This window comes from Stenotrophomonas sp. (assembly GCF_050737575.1).
Lineage (GTDB): Bacteria > Pseudomonadota > Gammaproteobacteria > Xanthomonadales > Xanthomonadaceae > Stenotrophomonas.
In genome coordinates this window covers 37,007-54,045 of record NZ_JBOHXW010000010.1, presented here as the reverse complement: position 1 = coordinate 54,045, position 17,039 = coordinate 37,007, and the positions used below count along the sequence as shown (strand labels likewise).

Annotated in this window: 16 protein-coding genes; 15 read left to right on the top strand and 1 reads right to left on the bottom strand. The window is 63.2% G+C overall.

Going from position 1 to position 17,039, the window contains the following annotated elements; all coding sequences use genetic code 11:
- Nucleotides 1–114: 114 nt before the first annotated feature.
- Genes ACREP4_RS16065 through ACREP4_RS16055 form a run of 3 tightly spaced genes read left to right on the top strand, consistent with a single transcriptional unit; the run spans nt 115 to nt 2,470 of the window.
- On the top strand, nt 115–363 hold the full coding sequence (locus ACREP4_RS16065) for a FeoA family protein (RefSeq protein ID WP_431597202.1): 249 nt from the start codon (nt 115–117) through the stop codon (nt 361–363).
- A complete protein-coding gene (gene feoB / locus ACREP4_RS16060) occupies nt 360–2,216 on the top strand; it encodes a ferrous iron transport protein B (RefSeq protein ID WP_431597201.1) in 1,857 nt (618 codons plus the stop codon). Before ACREP4_RS16065 ends, feoB begins: the two co-directional genes overlap by 4 nt.
- On the top strand, nt 2,216–2,470 hold the full coding sequence (locus ACREP4_RS16055) for a DUF6587 family protein (RefSeq protein WP_431597200.1): 255 nt from the start codon (nt 2,216–2,218) through the stop codon (nt 2,468–2,470). Before feoB ends, ACREP4_RS16055 begins: the two co-directional genes overlap by 1 nt.
- A gap of 52 nt (nt 2,471–2,522) precedes the next feature.
- Here the strand turns inward: ACREP4_RS16055 and ACREP4_RS16050 are convergent, their stop codons facing one another.
- Nucleotides 2,523–2,711, bottom strand: a complete 189-nt coding sequence (locus ACREP4_RS16050) for an SDR family oxidoreductase (protein WP_431597199.1) — start codon at nt 2,709–2,711, stop codon at nt 2,523–2,525.
- A 120-nt stretch (nt 2,712–2,831) separates the two neighbouring features.
- Here ACREP4_RS16050 and dapB point away from each other — a divergent pair, with 120 nt between their 5' ends.
- From dapB to ACREP4_RS15990, 12 genes are all read left to right on the top strand, one after another.
- Nucleotides 2,832–3,557, top strand: coding sequence for a 4-hydroxy-tetrahydrodipicolinate reductase (gene dapB / locus ACREP4_RS16045; RefSeq protein ID WP_431597198.1), 726 nt, complete (start codon nt 2,832–2,834; stop codon nt 3,555–3,557).
- 236 nt (nt 3,558–3,793) lie between these two features.
- Complete coding sequence (gene carA, locus ACREP4_RS16040) at nt 3,794–4,921, top strand: glutamine-hydrolyzing carbamoyl-phosphate synthase small subunit (protein WP_431597197.1); 1,128 nt, start codon at nt 3,794–3,796, stop codon at nt 4,919–4,921.
- Complete coding sequence (locus ACREP4_RS16035; protein ID WP_431597196.1) at nt 4,921–5,478, top strand: hypothetical protein; 558 nt, start codon at nt 4,921–4,923, stop codon at nt 5,476–5,478. The genes carA and ACREP4_RS16035 overlap by 1 nt, the downstream gene beginning before the upstream one ends.
- Nucleotides 5,479–5,532: 54 nt before the next feature.
- A complete protein-coding gene (gene carB / locus ACREP4_RS16030) occupies nt 5,533–8,775 on the top strand; it encodes a carbamoyl-phosphate synthase large subunit (RefSeq protein ID WP_431597195.1) in 3,243 nt (1,080 codons plus the stop codon).
- The gene (greA, locus tag ACREP4_RS16025) at nt 8,772–9,248 is read left to right on the top strand and encodes a transcription elongation factor GreA (RefSeq protein WP_269790989.1); all 477 of its coding nucleotides are present in this window, start codon (nt 8,772–8,774) and stop codon (nt 9,246–9,248) included. Before carB ends, greA begins: the two co-directional genes overlap by 4 nt.
- A gap of 2 nt (nt 9,249–9,250) precedes the next feature.
- Entirely contained in the window at nt 9,251–10,174 is a 924-nt protein-coding gene (locus ACREP4_RS16020) for a phosphoglycerate mutase (RefSeq protein ID WP_431597194.1), read from the top strand.
- Nucleotides 10,167–11,894, top strand: coding sequence for a single-stranded-DNA-specific exonuclease RecJ (gene recJ / locus ACREP4_RS16015; protein WP_431597193.1), 1,728 nt, complete (start codon nt 10,167–10,169; stop codon nt 11,892–11,894). Before ACREP4_RS16020 ends, recJ begins: the two co-directional genes overlap by 8 nt.
- 567 nt (nt 11,895–12,461) lie before the next feature.
- Nucleotides 12,462–12,839 (top strand): hypothetical protein, encoded by a 378-nt coding sequence (locus ACREP4_RS16010; protein ID WP_431597192.1) that lies wholly within the window; start codon nt 12,462–12,464, stop codon nt 12,837–12,839.
- Nucleotides 12,840–12,852: 13 nt separating this feature from the next.
- Nucleotides 12,853–14,529 carry a PA domain-containing protein gene (locus ACREP4_RS16005; protein ID WP_431597191.1) on the top strand — a complete coding sequence of 559 codons (1,677 nt, stop codon included), beginning with the start codon at nt 12,853–12,855 and terminating at the stop codon, nt 14,527–14,529.
- Nucleotides 14,530–14,846: 317 nt separating this feature from the next.
- Complete coding sequence (gene tadA / locus ACREP4_RS16000) at nt 14,847–15,362, top strand: tRNA adenosine(34) deaminase TadA (RefSeq protein ID WP_431597190.1); 516 nt, start codon at nt 14,847–14,849, stop codon at nt 15,360–15,362.
- 90 nt (nt 15,363–15,452) lie between these two features.
- Nucleotides 15,453–16,025, top strand: coding sequence for an oligoribonuclease (gene orn / locus ACREP4_RS15995; protein WP_431597189.1), 573 nt, complete (start codon nt 15,453–15,455; stop codon nt 16,023–16,025).
- 115 nt (nt 16,026–16,140) lie between these two features.
- A complete protein-coding gene (locus tag ACREP4_RS15990; RefSeq protein WP_431597188.1) occupies nt 16,141–16,998 on the top strand; it encodes an EcsC family protein in 858 nt (285 codons plus the stop codon).
- The last annotated feature ends 41 nt before the right edge of the window (nt 16,999–17,039 follow it).

Genomic DNA, 17,039 nt, shown 5'->3' with positions numbered 1-17,039 from the left:
CGAGGAAATCCGGCGAATCATAGCGGTGCCGGGGTGGGACGCCATGACGCGGCGCGGCGATGCTAGAATTGATAACCATTCTTATTCATCACTTTCTACATAGGCGCCCATTCAGTGACGTTGTCAGATTTGCCGCTGCATGCCCCCGCTCGGGTGGAGGACGTGCAGGATATGCACCCCAATGACGCCATCGCCCGCAGGTTGCGGGAGTTGGGATTCGTGAACGGCGAAGAGGTTCGTGTGGTGGCCCGTGGGCCAGTCGGCGGCGAACCATTGCTGTGCCAAGTGGGTTTCACCCGCTTCGCGCTGCGCCGCAGTGAAGCCGTGCGCGTGCAGGTGCAGCGCAATGGAGTTGAGTCATGAGTGAGTCGATTGCACGCCTGGCCCTGGTCGGCAATCCCAACAGCGGCAAGACCGCGCTGTTCAATCAGCTGACCGGCAGCCGCCAGAAAGTCGCCAATTACACCGGCGTAACCGTCGAGCGCAAGGAAGGCCGCATGCGCGGGCCGTCCGGCCGTGAGTACGCCGTGCTGGATCTGCCGGGCGCCTACAGTCTGCAACCGGCAAGTCTGGACGAAGCCATCACCCGCGATCTGTGCCGGGGTTTCTACCCGGGCGAGGCCGCGCCGGATGCGCTGGTGTGCGTCATCGATGCCACCAACCTGCGTCTGCACCTGCGTTTCGCCCTGGAAGTGCGTGAGCTCGGCAAGCCGATGATCATCGCGTTGAACATGGTGGACGCTGCGCGTCGCCGTGGCATTGAAATCGACGTGCCGGCGCTGGAGAAGGCGCTGGGTGTGCCGGTGGTGGAAACCATCGCCGTGCGCCGCAACGGTGCCAAGGCGCTGGTGGAGCGCATCGACGCGCTGGTGCCACAGCTGGCATCAACGCCGGTACATGCCCCGGTCGCCGGTGAAGACCTGCACGTGCAGGTGCGTGACATTCTTGCCACTGCCGTGCAGATGCCGACCCGCACCGCGAAGATCGACGACGCATTGGACCGCTGGTTGCTGCACCCGGTGTTCGGGTTGCTGACGCTGGCGGTGGTGATGTTCCTGATCTTCCAGGCCGTGTACGCCTGGGCCACACCGCTGATGGACGGCATCGAGGCGGCCTTTGCCTGGCTCGGGCCGGTGGTGGCCGAAACCCTGCCGGAAGGCCCGCTGAGCAGCCTGCTGGTGGACGGCATCATCGCCGGTGTCGGTGGCGTGCTGGTGTTCCTGCCGCAGATCCTGATCCTGTTCGCCTTCATCCTCGCGTTGGAAGAATCCGGCTATCTGCCGCGTGCGGCGTTCCTGCTGGACCGCATGATGGCGGCGGCCGGTTTGTCCGGGCGGTCCTTCATCCCGCTGCTGTCCAGCTTCGCCTGCGCGGTGCCGGGCATCATGTCCACGCGCTCCATCCAGGACCCGCGTGACCGCTTGGCCACGATTCTGGTGGCGCCGCTGATGACCTGCTCGGCACGTCTCCCGGTGTATGCGCTGCTGATTGGTGCGTTCATTCCCGCCAAGACGGTGTGGGGCATGTTCAACCAGCAAGGGCTGGTGTTGTTTGGCCTGTACCTGGCCGGCATTCTGAGCGCGCTGGTGATGTCGTGGACGATGAAGAAGTTCCGTCGCGACAAGAGCGAGCACCCGCTGATGCTGGAACTGCCGTCGTACCGTTTGCCGCATCCGCGTGACCTGGCGGTGGGCTTGTACGAGCGCGCGATGATCTTCCTCAAGCGCGTTGGCGGCATCATTCTGGCGCTGACCATCCTGTTGTGGTTCCTGCTGTCGTTCCCGGGCGCACCGGAGAACGCGACGATGCCGGCCATCGATTACAGCTACGCCGGCCAGCTTGGCCACTGGATGGCGGTGATCTTCGCGCCGTTGGGCTTCAACTGGCAGATATGTATTGCGCTGATCCCCGGCATGGGCGCGCGCGAAGTGGCGGTGTCCTCGCTGGCCACCATCTACGCACTCTCTGCCGCCGACGATGACGCGGCGATCCAGGCGCTGACGCCGGTGATCAGCGATGGCTGGACGCTGGCGACGGGCTTGTCGCTGATGGTGTGGTTCATCTACGCACCGATGTGCATTTCCACGCTGGCCACCATCAAGCGCGAGACCAACTCGTGGAAGCAGATGGCCTTCGCCACCGTTTACCTGTTCGGTGCGGCGTATCTGGCCGCATTGGTCACCTACCAGGTGGCCGTGGCGATGGGTGCGGGCTGATGGATGCCGGCTTGCTGCTTCAATACCTGTTGATTGCGCTGGCCGTGGTGGTCAGCGTGTGGGTGGTGCTGAAGAAGCAGTTCCCGGGCGTCGTGCGGCGTGTACGCGGCGCGTTGGCGTTGTGGCTGGTCAAGCCGCAGCGCTCGCCGCGTCTGCAAGCATGGGGGCGGAAGTTGGCGCCCGCGCCTTCCAGCGGCGGTGGTGCCTGCGGTGGCTGTGACAGCTGCGGGCCCAGTGAGCCGAAGCAGCATTGAGCAAAAAAAACGCCGGCGTTGCCGGCGTTTTTTTTGTCTGTACTGGCAGCGCTCAGTCGCGGACCAGTCCGCCGTCGACAATCAGGTTCTGCCCGGTCACCGCGTGCGACCGCGGAGAGGCGAAGAACAATGTGGCAACAGCGAGCGGCTCCGGCGTCGATGAACTTCGCGCACAAAACGACGCCTCAGCGCCTTTGTCGGCAATGGTGATGAGGGCAAGTTGCTGGGCGAGCCGCGTCACGAATCTCCAGAACGTAAACGTCGATCGGCAAGACCAGCAGCGATGCGAGCTGTCACCGCAAAGCCGTTTCCGCTGAAACGCCTCTTGTGTCCTGCCGTGCTTGAACGTAGCTTGCCCGGCATGAACAACACTCCGATTCGTTTGCTGATCCATGGTGCTTCCGGTCGCATGGGCCAAGCCTTGCTGCGTCTGGCAGCAGAAGACGCCGCATTGCAGGTCGCCGCCGCCGTGGTGCGCAAGCCGCCGATACAGCGTGTGATCGACGGCATTCCGCATTTCGCCGTCAGTGAACTGGCCGGCGCGCCGCCGTTTGATGTCGCCATCGACTTCAGCCTGCCGGAAGGGTTTGATCCGATCCTGGCGCTGTGCGTGGCGCGCGGCGTGGGATTCGTCTCAGGCACCACCGGCATCAGCGATGCGCAGCAGGCGGCGTTGTCGGCGGCAGCGCAGCGCATTCCGCTGGTCTGGGCGACCAACTTCAGCTTGGGCGTAGCAGTGCTGGCCGAACTGGTCGAGCGTGCCGCCGTGGCGTTGCCGGGTTGGGACTGCGACATTGTCGAGTCGCACCACGTCCATAAGAAGGACGCGCCGTCGGGCACTGCCATTACTTTGGGCGAGTCGGCCGAGCAGGGCGGGGCACGGCCGCGTTACGCCAGCCTGCGTGCCGGCGACATCATTGGCGAGCATTTCGTTCAGTTCACCGGGCTGGGTGAGCGGGTGGAGTTGGTGCATCGGGCAACCAACCGGGACATCTTTGCCCGTGGCGCGCTGCATGTGGCCGGCCAGCTGGCGGCACGGGCGCCGGGTAACTACCGGGTGCGTGATCTGGTCGGCAAGGCGGGCTGATTCAAGACGAATCTGAATGCGCGGGCTGGCCTTTGTCAGCCCAGTGCAATGAATGCGTAATTCAGTGATCACAGGGCGCTGGCGTTGGCGCCCCCCATACCAGTACAATTCTCGCTCGCCGAAACACGTCAGCCGGACCGGTTCCCAGACCGCCGTCCGCGCTTTTTTGCAACCGGTTTTTGACCGTGGACGCAGGCGTGGCTTCGGAGTCCCCCGGTAGCCAAAGTGAGATTCCCGTGACCCAAGCCGCAATTCTCGTGCTCGAAGACGGCACCGTATTCGAGGGCGAATCCGTAGGCGCGCCCGGCCTGTCCGTGGGTGAGGTGGTGTTCAACACCGCCATGACCGGTTATCAGGAGATGCTGACCGATCCGTCCTACGCTCGGCAGATGATCACCCTGACGTATCCGCATATCGGCAACACCGGCATGAACGACCAGGATGACGAAGCCGCCAAGGTGTGGGCTTCGGGCCTGATCGTGCGCGATGTGCCGCGCCGTCCGAGCAGCTGGCGCAACCAGGTGTCGCTGCAGGATTGGTTGATCCAGCGCGGCGTGGTCGCCATCTCCGGTATCGATACCCGCAAGTTGACCCGCATCCTGCGTGAGCGCGGCGCCCAGAACGGTGCGCTGATGGCTGGCGACATCGATGTCGAAAAGGCATTGGAAGCCGCCCGCAAGTTCCCGGGCCTGAAGGGCATGGACCTGGCCAAGGTGGTCAGCACGGACAAGTCCTACGGTTGGGCCGATGGCCAGTTGGACCTGGACAGCAACGAATTCGTGCGCGCCGAACCGAAGTTCAAGGTTGTGGCCTACGACTTCGGCGTGAAGACCAACATCCTGCGCATGCTCGCCGAACGCGGTTGCGAGCTGACCGTGGTGCCGGCGCAGACGCCTGCGGCCGAGGTGCTGGCGATGAATCCGGACGGTGTGTTCCTGTCCAACGGCCCGGGTGATCCGGAACCGTGCGATTACGCCATTGCTGCGATCAAGGAATTCGTGGCCAAGAAGGTGCCGACCTTCGGTATCTGCCTGGGCCACCAGCTGCTGGGTCTGGCCTCGGGCGCGCGCACCATGAAGATGGGCCACGGCCACCACGGCGCAAACCATCCGGTGCAGGACATCGACAGCGGCCGGGTGATGATCACCTCGCAGAACCACGGCTTCGCCATCGACGAAAGCACGCTGCCGGGCAACATCCGCGTCACCCATCGTTCGCTGTTCGACCAGACCATCCAGGGCGTCGAGCTGACTGACGCACCGGCGTTCTCGTTCCAGGGTCACCCGGAAGCATCGCCTGGTCCGCACGACGTGGCGCCGCTGTTTGACCGCTTCATCACGATGATGGAAGGGGCCAAGGCCTGATGCGCGGCATCGCGCTGCTGGCGGGTTTGTTGTTGGCGGGTGCTGCTTCGGCGGCACCTGCGGACCGCGCCGATGTCGGCCAGATCATGCAGCAGTTGGGCATGGGTGCGCTGGGCACGGATTCGGCAGCGGGTTTGATTGCGAACTTCCCTGCGTTGCAGACGCAGGATGTGGCAGGCAAAGCGTGCGCGACAAAGCAGGTTTCGGCATTGCTGGACGTGCAGTTCCAGCAGGGCGTGGTGGACAGCATGGGCACCGAAGGCAGCCAGCTGATCAAGGAATGGAAGCAATTCTTGGCCACGGAATCGGGCAGCGACATGGCGCGTACGTTCCAGGTCACGGCAGTGGCTATCGCCAGCGGCGATGCCGAATTTGATGCCGGGCTGGACGAAGACAGGAAGGCCGAAATTTCGCGCTTCATGGCGACCCCGGCGTTCCTGCGATTCATTGATGGGTTTGGCAGCGAGAACCAATTGCCTGAAGACATCGGCCAGCAACTGGTTGATGTGCTGCAGCGCGAATGCAACATCGCGCTGAACCCGGAACAGATTTCCTGATCGACAGCGTGCGATCACTTCCCCCAGACACGCTGTACTGACTTAGAGAAGACAATGCCAAAGCGCTCTGACCTCAAGACCATCCTCATCATCGGCGCGGGCCCGATCGTCATCGGCCAGGCCTGTGAGTTCGATTACTCCGGCGCGCAGGCATGCAAGGCGCTACGTGACGAGGGCTACCGCGTGGTGCTGGTCAACTCGAACCCGGCCACCATCATGACCGACCCGGAGATGGCTGACGCCGTCTACATCGAGCCGATCAACTGGCAGACCGTCGAGAAGATCATCGCCAAGGAGCGCCCGGACGCGCTGCTGCCGACCATGGGTGGCCAGACCGCGCTGAACTGCGCGCTGGACCTGGCCGACAACGGCGTGCTGGAGAAGTACAACGTCGAGCTGATCGGCGCCAAGCGCGAAGCCATCCGCATGGCCGAAGACCGCGAGCTGTTCCGCGTGGCGATGGGCGAGATCGGTCTGGAATGCCCGACCGCAGCCGTCGCGCATACGCTGGAAGAAGCGCTGGAAATCCAGACCCGCGTGGGCTACCCGACCATCATCCGTCCGTCCTTCACCCTGGGCGGCAGCGGTGGCGGCATTGCCTACAACCGCGAAGAGCTGATCGAAATTGTTGGCCGCGGCCTTGAACTGTCACCGACCAGTGAAGTGCTGGTGGAAGAGTCGGTGCTGGGCTGGAAGGAATTTGAGATGGAAGTAGTCCGCGACACCGCGGACAACTGCATCATCGTCTGCTCCATCGAAAATCTCGATCCGATGGGCGTGCACACCGGTGACTCGATCACCGTGGCGCCGGCCCAGACGCTGACCGACAAGGAATACCAGCGCCTGCGCGATGCCTCCATCGCCGTGCTGCGCAAGATCGGTGTGGATACCGGCGGCTCGAACGTGCAGTTCGGCATCAGCCCGACCACCGGCCGCGTGGTGGTGATCGAAATGAACCCGCGCGTGTCGCGTTCCTCGGCGCTGGCTTCCAAGGCCACCGGCTTCCCGATTGCCAAGGTCGCTGCCAAGCTGGCCGTGGGTTACACGCTGGACGAATTGAAGAACGAAATCACCGGTGGCCTGACCCCGGCGTCGTTCGAGCCGTCCATCGATTACGTCGTCACCAAGATTCCGCGCTTTGCCTTTGAGAAGTTCCCGGCCGCCGATGCGCGCCTGACCACCCAGATGAAGTCGGTGGGCGAAGTGATGGCCATGGGCCGCACCTTCAAGGAATCGCTGCAGAAGGCGCTGCGTGGCCTGGAAACCGGCAAGATCGGCCTGGACCCGACCGGCCTGGATCTGAGCAACGAAGACGACATCGCCACCATGAAGCGCGAGCTCAAGGCCCCGGGCCCGGAGCGTCTGTTCTTCGTTGGTGATGCATTCCGCAGCGGCCTGAGCGTCGAGGATATCTTTGGCCTGTCGCATATCGACCCGTGGTTCCTCGACCAGATCGAAGAAATCATTGCCGATGAAGCCCAGGTGCATGCCGAAGGTATCGACGCACTTGACGCGGCGCGCCTGCGCTCGCTCAAGCGTGCAGGCTTCTCCGATGCACGTCTGGCACAGCTGACCGGCACCAATGAAGCGGCCATCCGTGCGCTGCGTCGCGCTCACAAGGTGCGCCCGGTGTACAAGCGCGTGGACTCCTGCGCGGCTGAGTTCTCCACCAGCACCGCGTACCTGTACTCGACCTACGAGGACGAGTGCGAGGCCAACCCGACCAACCGCGACAAGATCATGATTCTGGGCGGTGGCCCGAACCGCATTGGTCAGGGCATCGAGTTCGACTACTGCTGCGTGCATGCCGCGCTCGCCCTGCGCGAGGACGGCTATGAAACCATCATGGTCAACTGCAACCCGGAAACCGTCTCCACCGATTACGACACCTCCGACCGCCTGTACTTCGAGCCGCTGACGCTGGAAGACGTGCTGGAAATCGTCGAACTGGAACAGCCGAAGGGCGTGATCGTGCAGTACGGCGGTCAGACCCCGCTGAAGCTGGCGCGTGCACTGGAAGCCAATGGCGTACCGGTGATCGGCACCTCGCCGGACTCCATCGATCTGGCCGAAGACCGCGAGCGTTTCCAGCAGCTGGTCGACAAGCTGGGCCTGAAGCAGCCGCCGAACCGCATCGCCCGCAACGATCAGGAAGCGCTGCTGCTGGCGCGCGAAATCGGCTACCCGCTGGTGGTGCGCCCGAGCTACGTGCTGGGCGGTCGCGCGATGGAAATCGTGTACGGCGAGTCCGACCTGGCGCGCTATGTGCGTGACGCGGTCAAGGTCTCCAATGATTCGCCGGTGTTGCTGGATCACTTCCTCGACGCCGCGGTTGAAGCCGACGTGGACATCATCTGCGACAAGGACGGCAACGTGCTGATCGGCGGCGTGATGGAGCACATCGAAGAAGCCGGCGTGCATTCGGGCGATTCGTCCTGCTCGCTGCCGCCGTACTCGCTGTCGCAGGCCACGCAGGATGAACTGCGTCGCCAGGTGCGTGAGTTGGCCAAGGGCTTGAACGTGGTCGGTTTGATGAACACCCAGTTCGCGATCCAGCCCGATGCCGACGGCAACGACGTGATCTTCCTGCTGGAAGTGAACCCGCGTGCCTCGCGCACCGTACCGTTCGTGTCCAAGGCCACCGGCGTGCCGCTGGCCAAGATCGCAGCGCGCTGCATGGCCGGCATGACGCTGGCCGAGCAGGGCGTCACCAAGGAAGTCGTGCCGGGCTATTACTCGGTGAAGGAAGCGATCTTCCCGTTCGCCAAGTTCCAGGGCGTGGATCCGATCCTCGGGCCGGAGATGCGCTCCACCGGTGAAGTCATGGGCGTTGGCCGCAGCTTCAGTGCCGCGTTTGCGCGTGCGCAGGAAGCAGGCAGCATCAAGATCCCGCCGCTGGGCAAGGCGTTCATCTCGGTGCGTGATGCGGACAAGCAGCGCGTGATGCCGGCGGTGCAGGGGCTGGTCGAGCGTGGTTACTCGCTGGTCGCCACGCGCGGTACCGCAGCATGGCTGCAGCAGCAGGGCTACACCTGCGAAGTGGTCAACAAGGTGGTCGAAGGCCGCCCGCACATCGTGGACCGCATCAAGAACGGCGAGATTGTGTACATCGTCAACACGACCGAAGGCCGTGCTGCGATCAACGATTCGTTCTCGATCCGTCGTGAAGCGCTGCAGCACCGCGTCACGTACTCGACCACGGTGGCTGGCGCCAAGGCGCTGGTGCAGTCGCTGGAATTCCGTGGCACCGGCCCTGTCTTGTCGCTGCAGGAACTGCATAAGGAGTTGAATGCATGAGAGCTCCCATCACGATGAAGGGCGCCAAGCGCCTGCGTGAAGAACTCGACCATTTGAAGTCGGAAAAGCGCCCGAAGGTCATCGCCGCCATCGCAGAAGCACGCGAGCACGGCGACCTGAAGGAAAACGCTGAATACCACGCCGCGCGCGAAGAGCAGGGCTTCATCGAAGGCCGCATCAAGCAGCTGGAAGGTGAGTTGTCGCACGCTGAAGTCATCGACATCAGCAAGCTCAATGCCGGCAGTAAAGTGGTGTTTGGTGCCACGGTGACGCTGGCCGACGTGGAAAGCGACGAAGAGAAGCGTTACCAGATCGTTGGTGACCTGGAAGCGGACATCAAGCTGGGCTTGATCGCCATTTCCTCGCCGGTGGCGCGCGCAATGATCGGCAAGAATGAGGGCGATTCCATCGTCATCGACGCGCCGGCCGGTCAGCGCGAATACGAAATCGTCAGCGTCGAATACCTCGACTGACGATGGCAAAGGCCACGCTGCTGCTGCCTGCGCGCAGCCGGTTCCCGGCGGGCGCTTTGCCGGCACGGGTGGCCACCGCGCTGGGGCGAGCCGAACACGGGCTCGCCGATGCCGGTGAGTCGGCGCAGCTGCGTCGGCATTTCACCATTGAACCAGCAAGTTGGTCGGCGGCTGCACTCAGCCGCCACGCCGATGCCGGCGATGCCGATGGCGGCCTGTGGCTGCGTGCGGACCCGGCCAACATCGTGCCCGACATGCAGGGCGCGCGGATGATGGCTTCGGCTGAGACGTTGCGCCTGGAGCAGGCCGACGTGGACGCGTTGTTGCCTGAATTGCAGACGCTGTTCGCCGGTTTCGGTTATCAACTGGACGCACCGACGCCTTCGCGCTGGTATCTGCGGTTGCCCGAGGCAACCCCACTGCCGGTGTTCGTCGAGCCCGAAGTCGCGCTGGGTGATGATCTGTTCGAGCATCTGCCGACCGGCGATAACGGCCGCCAATGGCGCGGTTTGATGACCGAGGCGCAGGTGGTGTTGCATCAGCATCCCTGGAACGCGCAGCGTGTTGCCGACGGCAAGCGCGCGGTCAATTCACTGTGGTTTTGGGGCGCGGGCACATTGCCGGCGTCGGTGCGCACCGTGCATGCGCAGGTGCGTAGCCGTGATGCCTTGCTGCAAGGTCTGGCGAAGATGGCCGGTGTGCGCATCGGCGGCGAGCAGACGGTGGATGCCCTGGTGGATCTGCGCCAATTGCGTTCGCTCGAACAACTCATCCGTGACGCGATCACGCCGCTGCTGGATGCCATCGCACGCGGCGAACTGGAAGAGCTGCGCCTGGATTTCGAGGACGGCGTGCACTACCGGATTCACCGTGGCCAACGTTGGCGTTTCTGGAAGAAGCCGTTGACGGCATTGGCCGATGGTTGAGTCGCTGAAAATCGTTCGTCGCGATGTACTCGACGACGGTCAATGGGGCGAGGAGATGTTGCCGTTGCTGCAGCGTATTTATGCTGCGCGCGGCGCGTTGTCGCCAGAGCAGGCGCAGCCGCGCTTGGCACAGTTGCATGCGCCGGAATTGCTCGGCGGCATGCAGTCCGCGGTCGCACTGCTGGCTGCGGCCATCGCTGCAGACAAACGCATTTTGATCGTCGGCGATTTCGACTGCGATGGCGCTACCGCATGTGCGGTTGGCGTGCGTGGATTACGCATGCTGGGTGCGCGCGATGTGGTGCACGCCGTGCCCAATCGCATGTTGCACGGCTACGGTTTGTCGCCGACGTTGGTCGAAGAACTGGCAGCACTCAAGCCGGATCTGCTGGTGACCGTGGACCACGGCATCGCCTGCCACGCCGGCGTCAACGCAGCCAAGGCGCTGGGGTGGCAGGTGTTGGTTACCGATCACCATCTTCCCGGCGAACGACTGCCGCCGGCCGATGCCATCGTCGATCCGAACGTGGATGGCGATGCGTTTCCAAGCAAGGCGCTGGCCGGCGTGGGCGTCATCTTCTACGTGTTGATGGCGCTGCGCCGCCATCTACGGGAGCAGGGTGTCTTTGCCGAGCAGCCCGAGCCGGATCTGCTGACGCTGCTGGATCTGGTTGCCGTGGGGACGGTGGCCGATCTGGTGGCGCTGGACGAAAACAATCGCGCGCTCGTGTCGGCAGGGCTGCGTCGGCTGCGCTCGGGCAAGGGCTGCGTCGGCCTGCGTGCATTGATCGAAGCCAGCGGCCGCGATGTGCGGCGCTTGAGCGCAAGCGACATCGGCTTCGCATTGGGGCCGCGTTTGAACGCGGCGGGGCGGCTGGAGGACATGGCGCTCGGCATTGAGCTGCTGTTGACTGAAGACGCCACGCAAGCGCGCGAGATTGCCGCGCTGCTGGAAGAGATCAACAGCGAGCGCCGCGCGGTGCAGCAGCTCATGACCGACGACGCGGAGCTGGCGGTCTCGCGTGTACTGATTGACGACGACGGGCAGCGCCCGGTCGCCGCGTGCCTGTTCGACGAACAATGGCATCCCGGCGTGGTCGGCTTGGTCGCCTCGAAGATGAAAGATCGCCTGCACCGGCCGGTGATTGCCTTTGCGCCAGCAGAACCAGGTGGCGCGTCGCTGCGCGGATCTGCGCGTTCGATTCCCGGTTTCCACATTCGTGACGCGTTGGCGGCGGTCAATGCTACGCATCCGGGCTTGATCGAGAAGTTTGGTGGTCACGCGATGGCAGCCGGATTGAGTTTGCCGTTGGCGCAGTTGGAGGCATTCAAGGTGGCGTTTCAGTCGCAGGTAGTGGCATCGATGGAGCCGGCGTTGCTGCAGCAGCAATTGCTCAGTGATGGCGAGCTGTCCGGTGCGGAGCTGGATTTCCAGCATGCCGAAGCGTTGCGTCTGGCCGGTCCGTGGGGACAGGGCTTCGCCGAGCCGCTGTTCGATGGCGCGTTTGAAGTCGTGGAATGGCGCGTACTCAAAGAGCGTCATCTGAAGTTGGTGCTGCGCCAAGCCGGCACCACAGCACGCATCAATGCGATTCATTTCAGCGGCTGGAAGGGTAACGCGCCGGGCCAGCACGTCCATATCGCGTATCGCTTGGTCAGTGACGACTATCGCGGCGGTCAGGCGATTCAATTGATCGTCGAGCACCTCGACCCGGCCTGAGCCGCGTCGCCGGTAACGTTCAACACAGCAAGCCAGGCCAGAGCGGCGCTCAACGCTGGGCGCAGTTGTGCGTGCGCGTCCACTTGAGCGCGGTACATAGCGTTTGCGCACGCAGGTACAAGGTGCGAGGCACAGCGTCCAACCGTCCGCGAACTGCGCGGATACAGTTCGCCAATTCATCAATATGACTCCGCAGTATCCCGGCGGATAGGTGAGTCATTTCGGCGCTTTCGATGATTTTCATGCGCATCGCAGCGTTGGCGCAGATGGCGCACCTACCATTCGGCCGGTGCGGTGTTGGGGGTTCCGTCAGGGATGCCAAGGGCGCACATCAATGGGGTTTTTGAAGGGGGTTTGCGGCCTGTGCGGCTGCAAGCGATGACGCAGCGCATGTGGCTGTATCGGGATCACCGCGAAAGCGGCCCGGCGGTCCATCGCGGGATGGTGCGGCCGCTTCCCGAAGACCTTGACCTAGTGCAGTTCAATCGAGAGAAAGCCGCTATGCAGAACAAGCATGAACGTATTGCTCGTTGTCTTGGGGTTGCGTTGATTTTCGCGGGAGTGTCCGTGGTTTCCAGTGCGTCGGCGCAGGGCCAGACGGCCGAGGTGCCGGACCACGCGGCGTTGATCGGCGTGCCGATGACCGCCAAGCAGGTGCAGGAGGCACGCACGCGCCGCAGTAGCGCATTGGACGTGCAGCGCAGGGTGCAGGCCGCGGGTATTGCCCGCACACCGGAACAGCAGCGTGCATCGCTGGGTATCAATCGCGAGTTGGACAAGCTGCCCGAGACCCAGGAGCTGGCGTTGCGTCAGTCATTCAAGGGGCCCGGTGATTCGACCATAACCCTGATCTCCCGACAGGAGCTGGAGCCAATGTATGCCGTTCCCAAGCGAGGCGGCGGCATCAGCGCTTCGCATGGCACTGCTGACGACATCACTTACTGATCGGGGATTAGGGATGAACAAGACGCTTCTAGCGGTCTGTGTGGCCGCATCGTTGTGTGCCGGTGTGTCGGTGGCCAATGCACAGGCCAAGATCACGCTGGTGAATCTAGATACAGCGGGTGTGGGACTGAACGATAAAACACCTGCGCAACCGGTAGGGACCAACCCCGGCACGACGCTGGGGCAGCAGCGCATGATTGCCTACCAGTACGCGATGGATCTCTGGGGTGCATTGCTGAGTAGCGAAACGGAAATTCGCGTGACTGCTTCCTTCGCGCCATTGGAATGCACCCCGGGCCGTATTGTGCTGGGACAGGCCGGAGCCATCAGTCGCGTCACTGCTCGCCAGCTTTCGCCGGACGGGGCAACGGATTACACCTATCCGGTGGCCTTGGGCAACGCATTGGCCAAGCAGGATTTCACCCCTGCCAGGAACCATATCCTCACCAACTTCAGCTCCGCGCTTGATCAGCCGGCATGCCAGGCAATTGGAGGTGGCGGCTGGTACTACGGGCTGGGCGGCAATGCTGCAAATCTGAAGGGAGGTTCCAATTTTTTGAATGTGATCATGCATGAGATTGGCCATGGCCTTGGCATCTCCGGAAACTCGCAGCTTTTCCTTGGACTGATCCCTTCGCGCGCTTCCAGGAGCGCTTGGGACGGCATGGCGTGGTCAAACACGCATTCGATGAGTTTCAACGAGTTCGGCGATTTCAATGATGCGCGTATGGGCATTGCACTCACCACTCCCGGACAGACCGGATGGACGGGCGTACGCGCCAGTGGCACCGCTGCGTTGTTGGCTGACAACCGGCAGGTACTCAAAGTGAGCGCGCCAGTGCCGGCCAATCACGACTTCAGTCCGGCTGCCTTTGGCGGTGCCGATCTGTCGGTGTTCACCAGCAATCAGATCGTTCTGTTGAATGATGTGGTTACTGCAGGCGCTGCGGCTACGCACTTCGGTTGCGACGGTGATAGCGGCCAGCCGCTGATTGCAAATGGTTCAGCGTTGGCCGGGAAAATCGCCTTGATCGACCGTGGCGGTTGTGAGTTCGGGCGCAAGGCGCTCAATGCGCAAAAGCAGGGCGCGGTGGCGGTGATTCTGGCCAACAACGTGTCCGATCTCTTGGCTGCCAGCGCCGGAGCGGTAGGCGGCCAGGTCACCATCCCGGTAATCGGCGTCTCCCAGGCCAGCGGCGCAGCGTTGCGTGGCCAGGCGGAGGTGATTGCTGCGGGTGTTGCCGCCGACCCTGATCGGTTCTTCGGCTTGGACAGCAACAAGCGCATGCGCCTGTATACGCCAGCGGCCTACGCCGGCGGTTCCACGTTCTCGCACGTGGATACCGACATGTCGCCCAATGCGTTGATGGAACCTGCCGAAACCAGCACGCTGCGTGCTGATGTGACGGTCGATGTGGCGCTGGATATGTTCGAGGACCTGGGCTGGCCGACCAACCGCAATGGCACGGCCAAGATTGCTGGCTGCGACACCACGGTGCCGGTCTACCGCGATACGTTCATTCCCGGCGCAAACCTGATCGCGCACAACAACATGTGCCGGAACAGCTCCGGTGGCAGTCGCAGCAAGCAGTTGCGCTGCATGAATGACCAGATTGCATCACTGCATCAACAGTCGCTGATTACCTCGGCGGAAATGATGAAGGCAAGGCAATGCGTGGCAAAGCTCTGACGCAGAGCGGGTAAGAGGTCGCTGCCTCATCACCGTGGTGAGGTGGCGATTTTCCATGGATACGTTGATTGTCGATTCCCAATCGAGCGCAAATCGGCGAACAGTCGCGAGCTGTTCGATTTCACGGCGTGTCGTCTGGCTGGTATCTGGGGCAAGTGAATCCGGTGGCGTTATTCCCTAGAATGCAGGCGCATTGACGCACGCTGTTCTTCCGGAGTCCGTAACGTGTTCGCCCGTTGTCCCACAAGGTTGTCGCTGAGCACGCACTTGCGTTCTGCCGGTTGGGGCGCGCTTGCCCGGCAGGAAGGGCTGCTTCCATGACCGATAAGCCAGCGAACGCGGCAAGCAGTGACACCGACCTCCACTGGATGCACCACGCCCTCGCGCTCGCCGACCGCGCCCAGCGTGAGTTCGACGAAATCCCGGTCGGGGCGGTGCTGGTCGGTGCCGATGGCGAGCTGCTGGGCGAGGGCTGGAACCTCAACATCGCCAGCCATGATCCCAGTGCGCATGCCGAGATTGTGGCCATGCGCGAGGCGGGTAAGCGCTTGGGCAACCATCGGCTGATCGGCAGCACGCTGTACGTGACTCTGGAGCCCTGCGCGATGTGTGCGATGGCGTTGGTGCATGCGCGTATCGCGCGGCTGGTGTTTGCCGCGGCTGATCCCAAGACCGGCGCATGCGGCAGCGTGTTTGACCTCGTCAACGATCCGCGCCACAACCACCGCGTTGAGGTTGTCAGCGGGCTGTTGGCACAGGACGCGAGCCTGCGGCTGACCAACTATTTCCGTGCCAAGCGCGGCCGCCCGCTGCTGACGCCTGACGACCTTTGACGCTGTCCGGGTACAGTGGCGGCGTATCATGTGCGCTTCGATATTCCGGCCGGCGGTAGTGTTCCGCTGGCCCACAGCACGAGGCACAAAATGGCGGATAACAAGGCAGGCAACGACCGGTTGATCTGGATTGACCTGGAGATGACCGGGCTCGACACGGACAACGATTCGATCATCGAGATCGCCACCGTCGTTACCGACGCCCAGCTCAATGTGCTGGCCGAAGGGCCGGAGTTCGCCATCAGTCATCCGCTGGCCACGCTGGAAGCGATGGATGAGTGGAACCGCAACCAGCATCAGCGCTCCGGCCTGTGGCAGCGCGTGCTCGACAGCACCATCACCTTGGGTCAGGCGGAAGCGCAGACCATCGCGTTCCTGCAGGAATGGATCAAGGCCGGTGCCTCGCCGATGTGTGGCAACTCGATCTGCCAGGACCGCCGTTTCCTGCACCGCGAAATGCCGCGCTTGGAGCGGTACTTCCACTACCGCAACCTGGATGTGTCCACGGTCAAGGAGTTGGCCAAGCGTTGGGCGCCGGCCGTCGCCGCTGGCGTGACCAAGACCTCCAGCCACACGGCGCTGAGCGATGTGCAGGATTCCATTGCCGAACTGCGGCATTACCGGCAGTTCATGGGCGCATTGTCGGGCTTGCCCGCAGCCTGAGTGGTAGTGCCGAGCCATGCTCGGCCGAAGCTTCCCCGATTCAACGGCAGCGGAGCATGACTCCGCTCCGCCGGCTGCACTTTCCGTTCAAGCCGCTGCCGTTATGATCGGCCGCATGAACGAGATGACGGTGCTGTCGAGCGACATTCGCAACCACGATCAGGACTGGACCGATCTTCAGCGCGCGGTCGCGTTGCTGGAGGCGCCGACACTGACTGCGCGCATGGCCAGTATTGTCGGCGTGCCGCTGGAGTTCGCGGTGAACCGGCTGCCGGTGTCGGTATCCAAGCGCATGCATGGGGCCGTACAGGCGGCCCTGAGTAAGGCGACGCAGACCGCGTTGTGGAGCATGGACAATGTGCCCAACAAGGCCGCCTCCACGCGTTGGCACAAGCTGGCAGCGGCCACGTCAGGCGCGGTCGGTGGCGCGTTTGGCTTCACTGCGCTGTTCATCGAATTGCCGGTATCCACCACCATCATGATGCGCGCGGTTGCCGACGTGGCCCGCAGCGAGGGCTTTGATCTCACCGAGATGAGTACCCGTCAGGCGTGCCTGGAGGTCTTCGCGCTGGGCGGCAACTCGCCCAGTGACGATGCCAGCGAGACCGGCTATTACCTTGCGCGCGGATTCACCACCGATGTCATGCGCCACCTGTCGGCAGAACTGGCAGGGCGCATTGTTGCCGGGCGTGACCTGACCTTGGGCGTGGCGCCGAAAGAAGCGGGAAAGCTGTTGGCCAAATTGGTGGAAAAGGTCGCTGCGCGTTTCGGCGTGGTGGTCACCGAGAAATTTGCCGCACAGGCCGTGCCGATTCTGGGCGCGGCGGCGGGTGCGACGCTCAATACGATGTTCACCGATTACTACCAGGACATGGCGCGCGGTCACTTCATCGTGCGCAGGCTGGAGCGTAAGTACGGTGAGGCGGCGGTGCACTTGGCGTACACGCAGCTGAGTGGTCGGTTGCTGGGCTGATTTGATGGGCGAGGGCGGGGCATTGCCTCCTACCTTCCAAT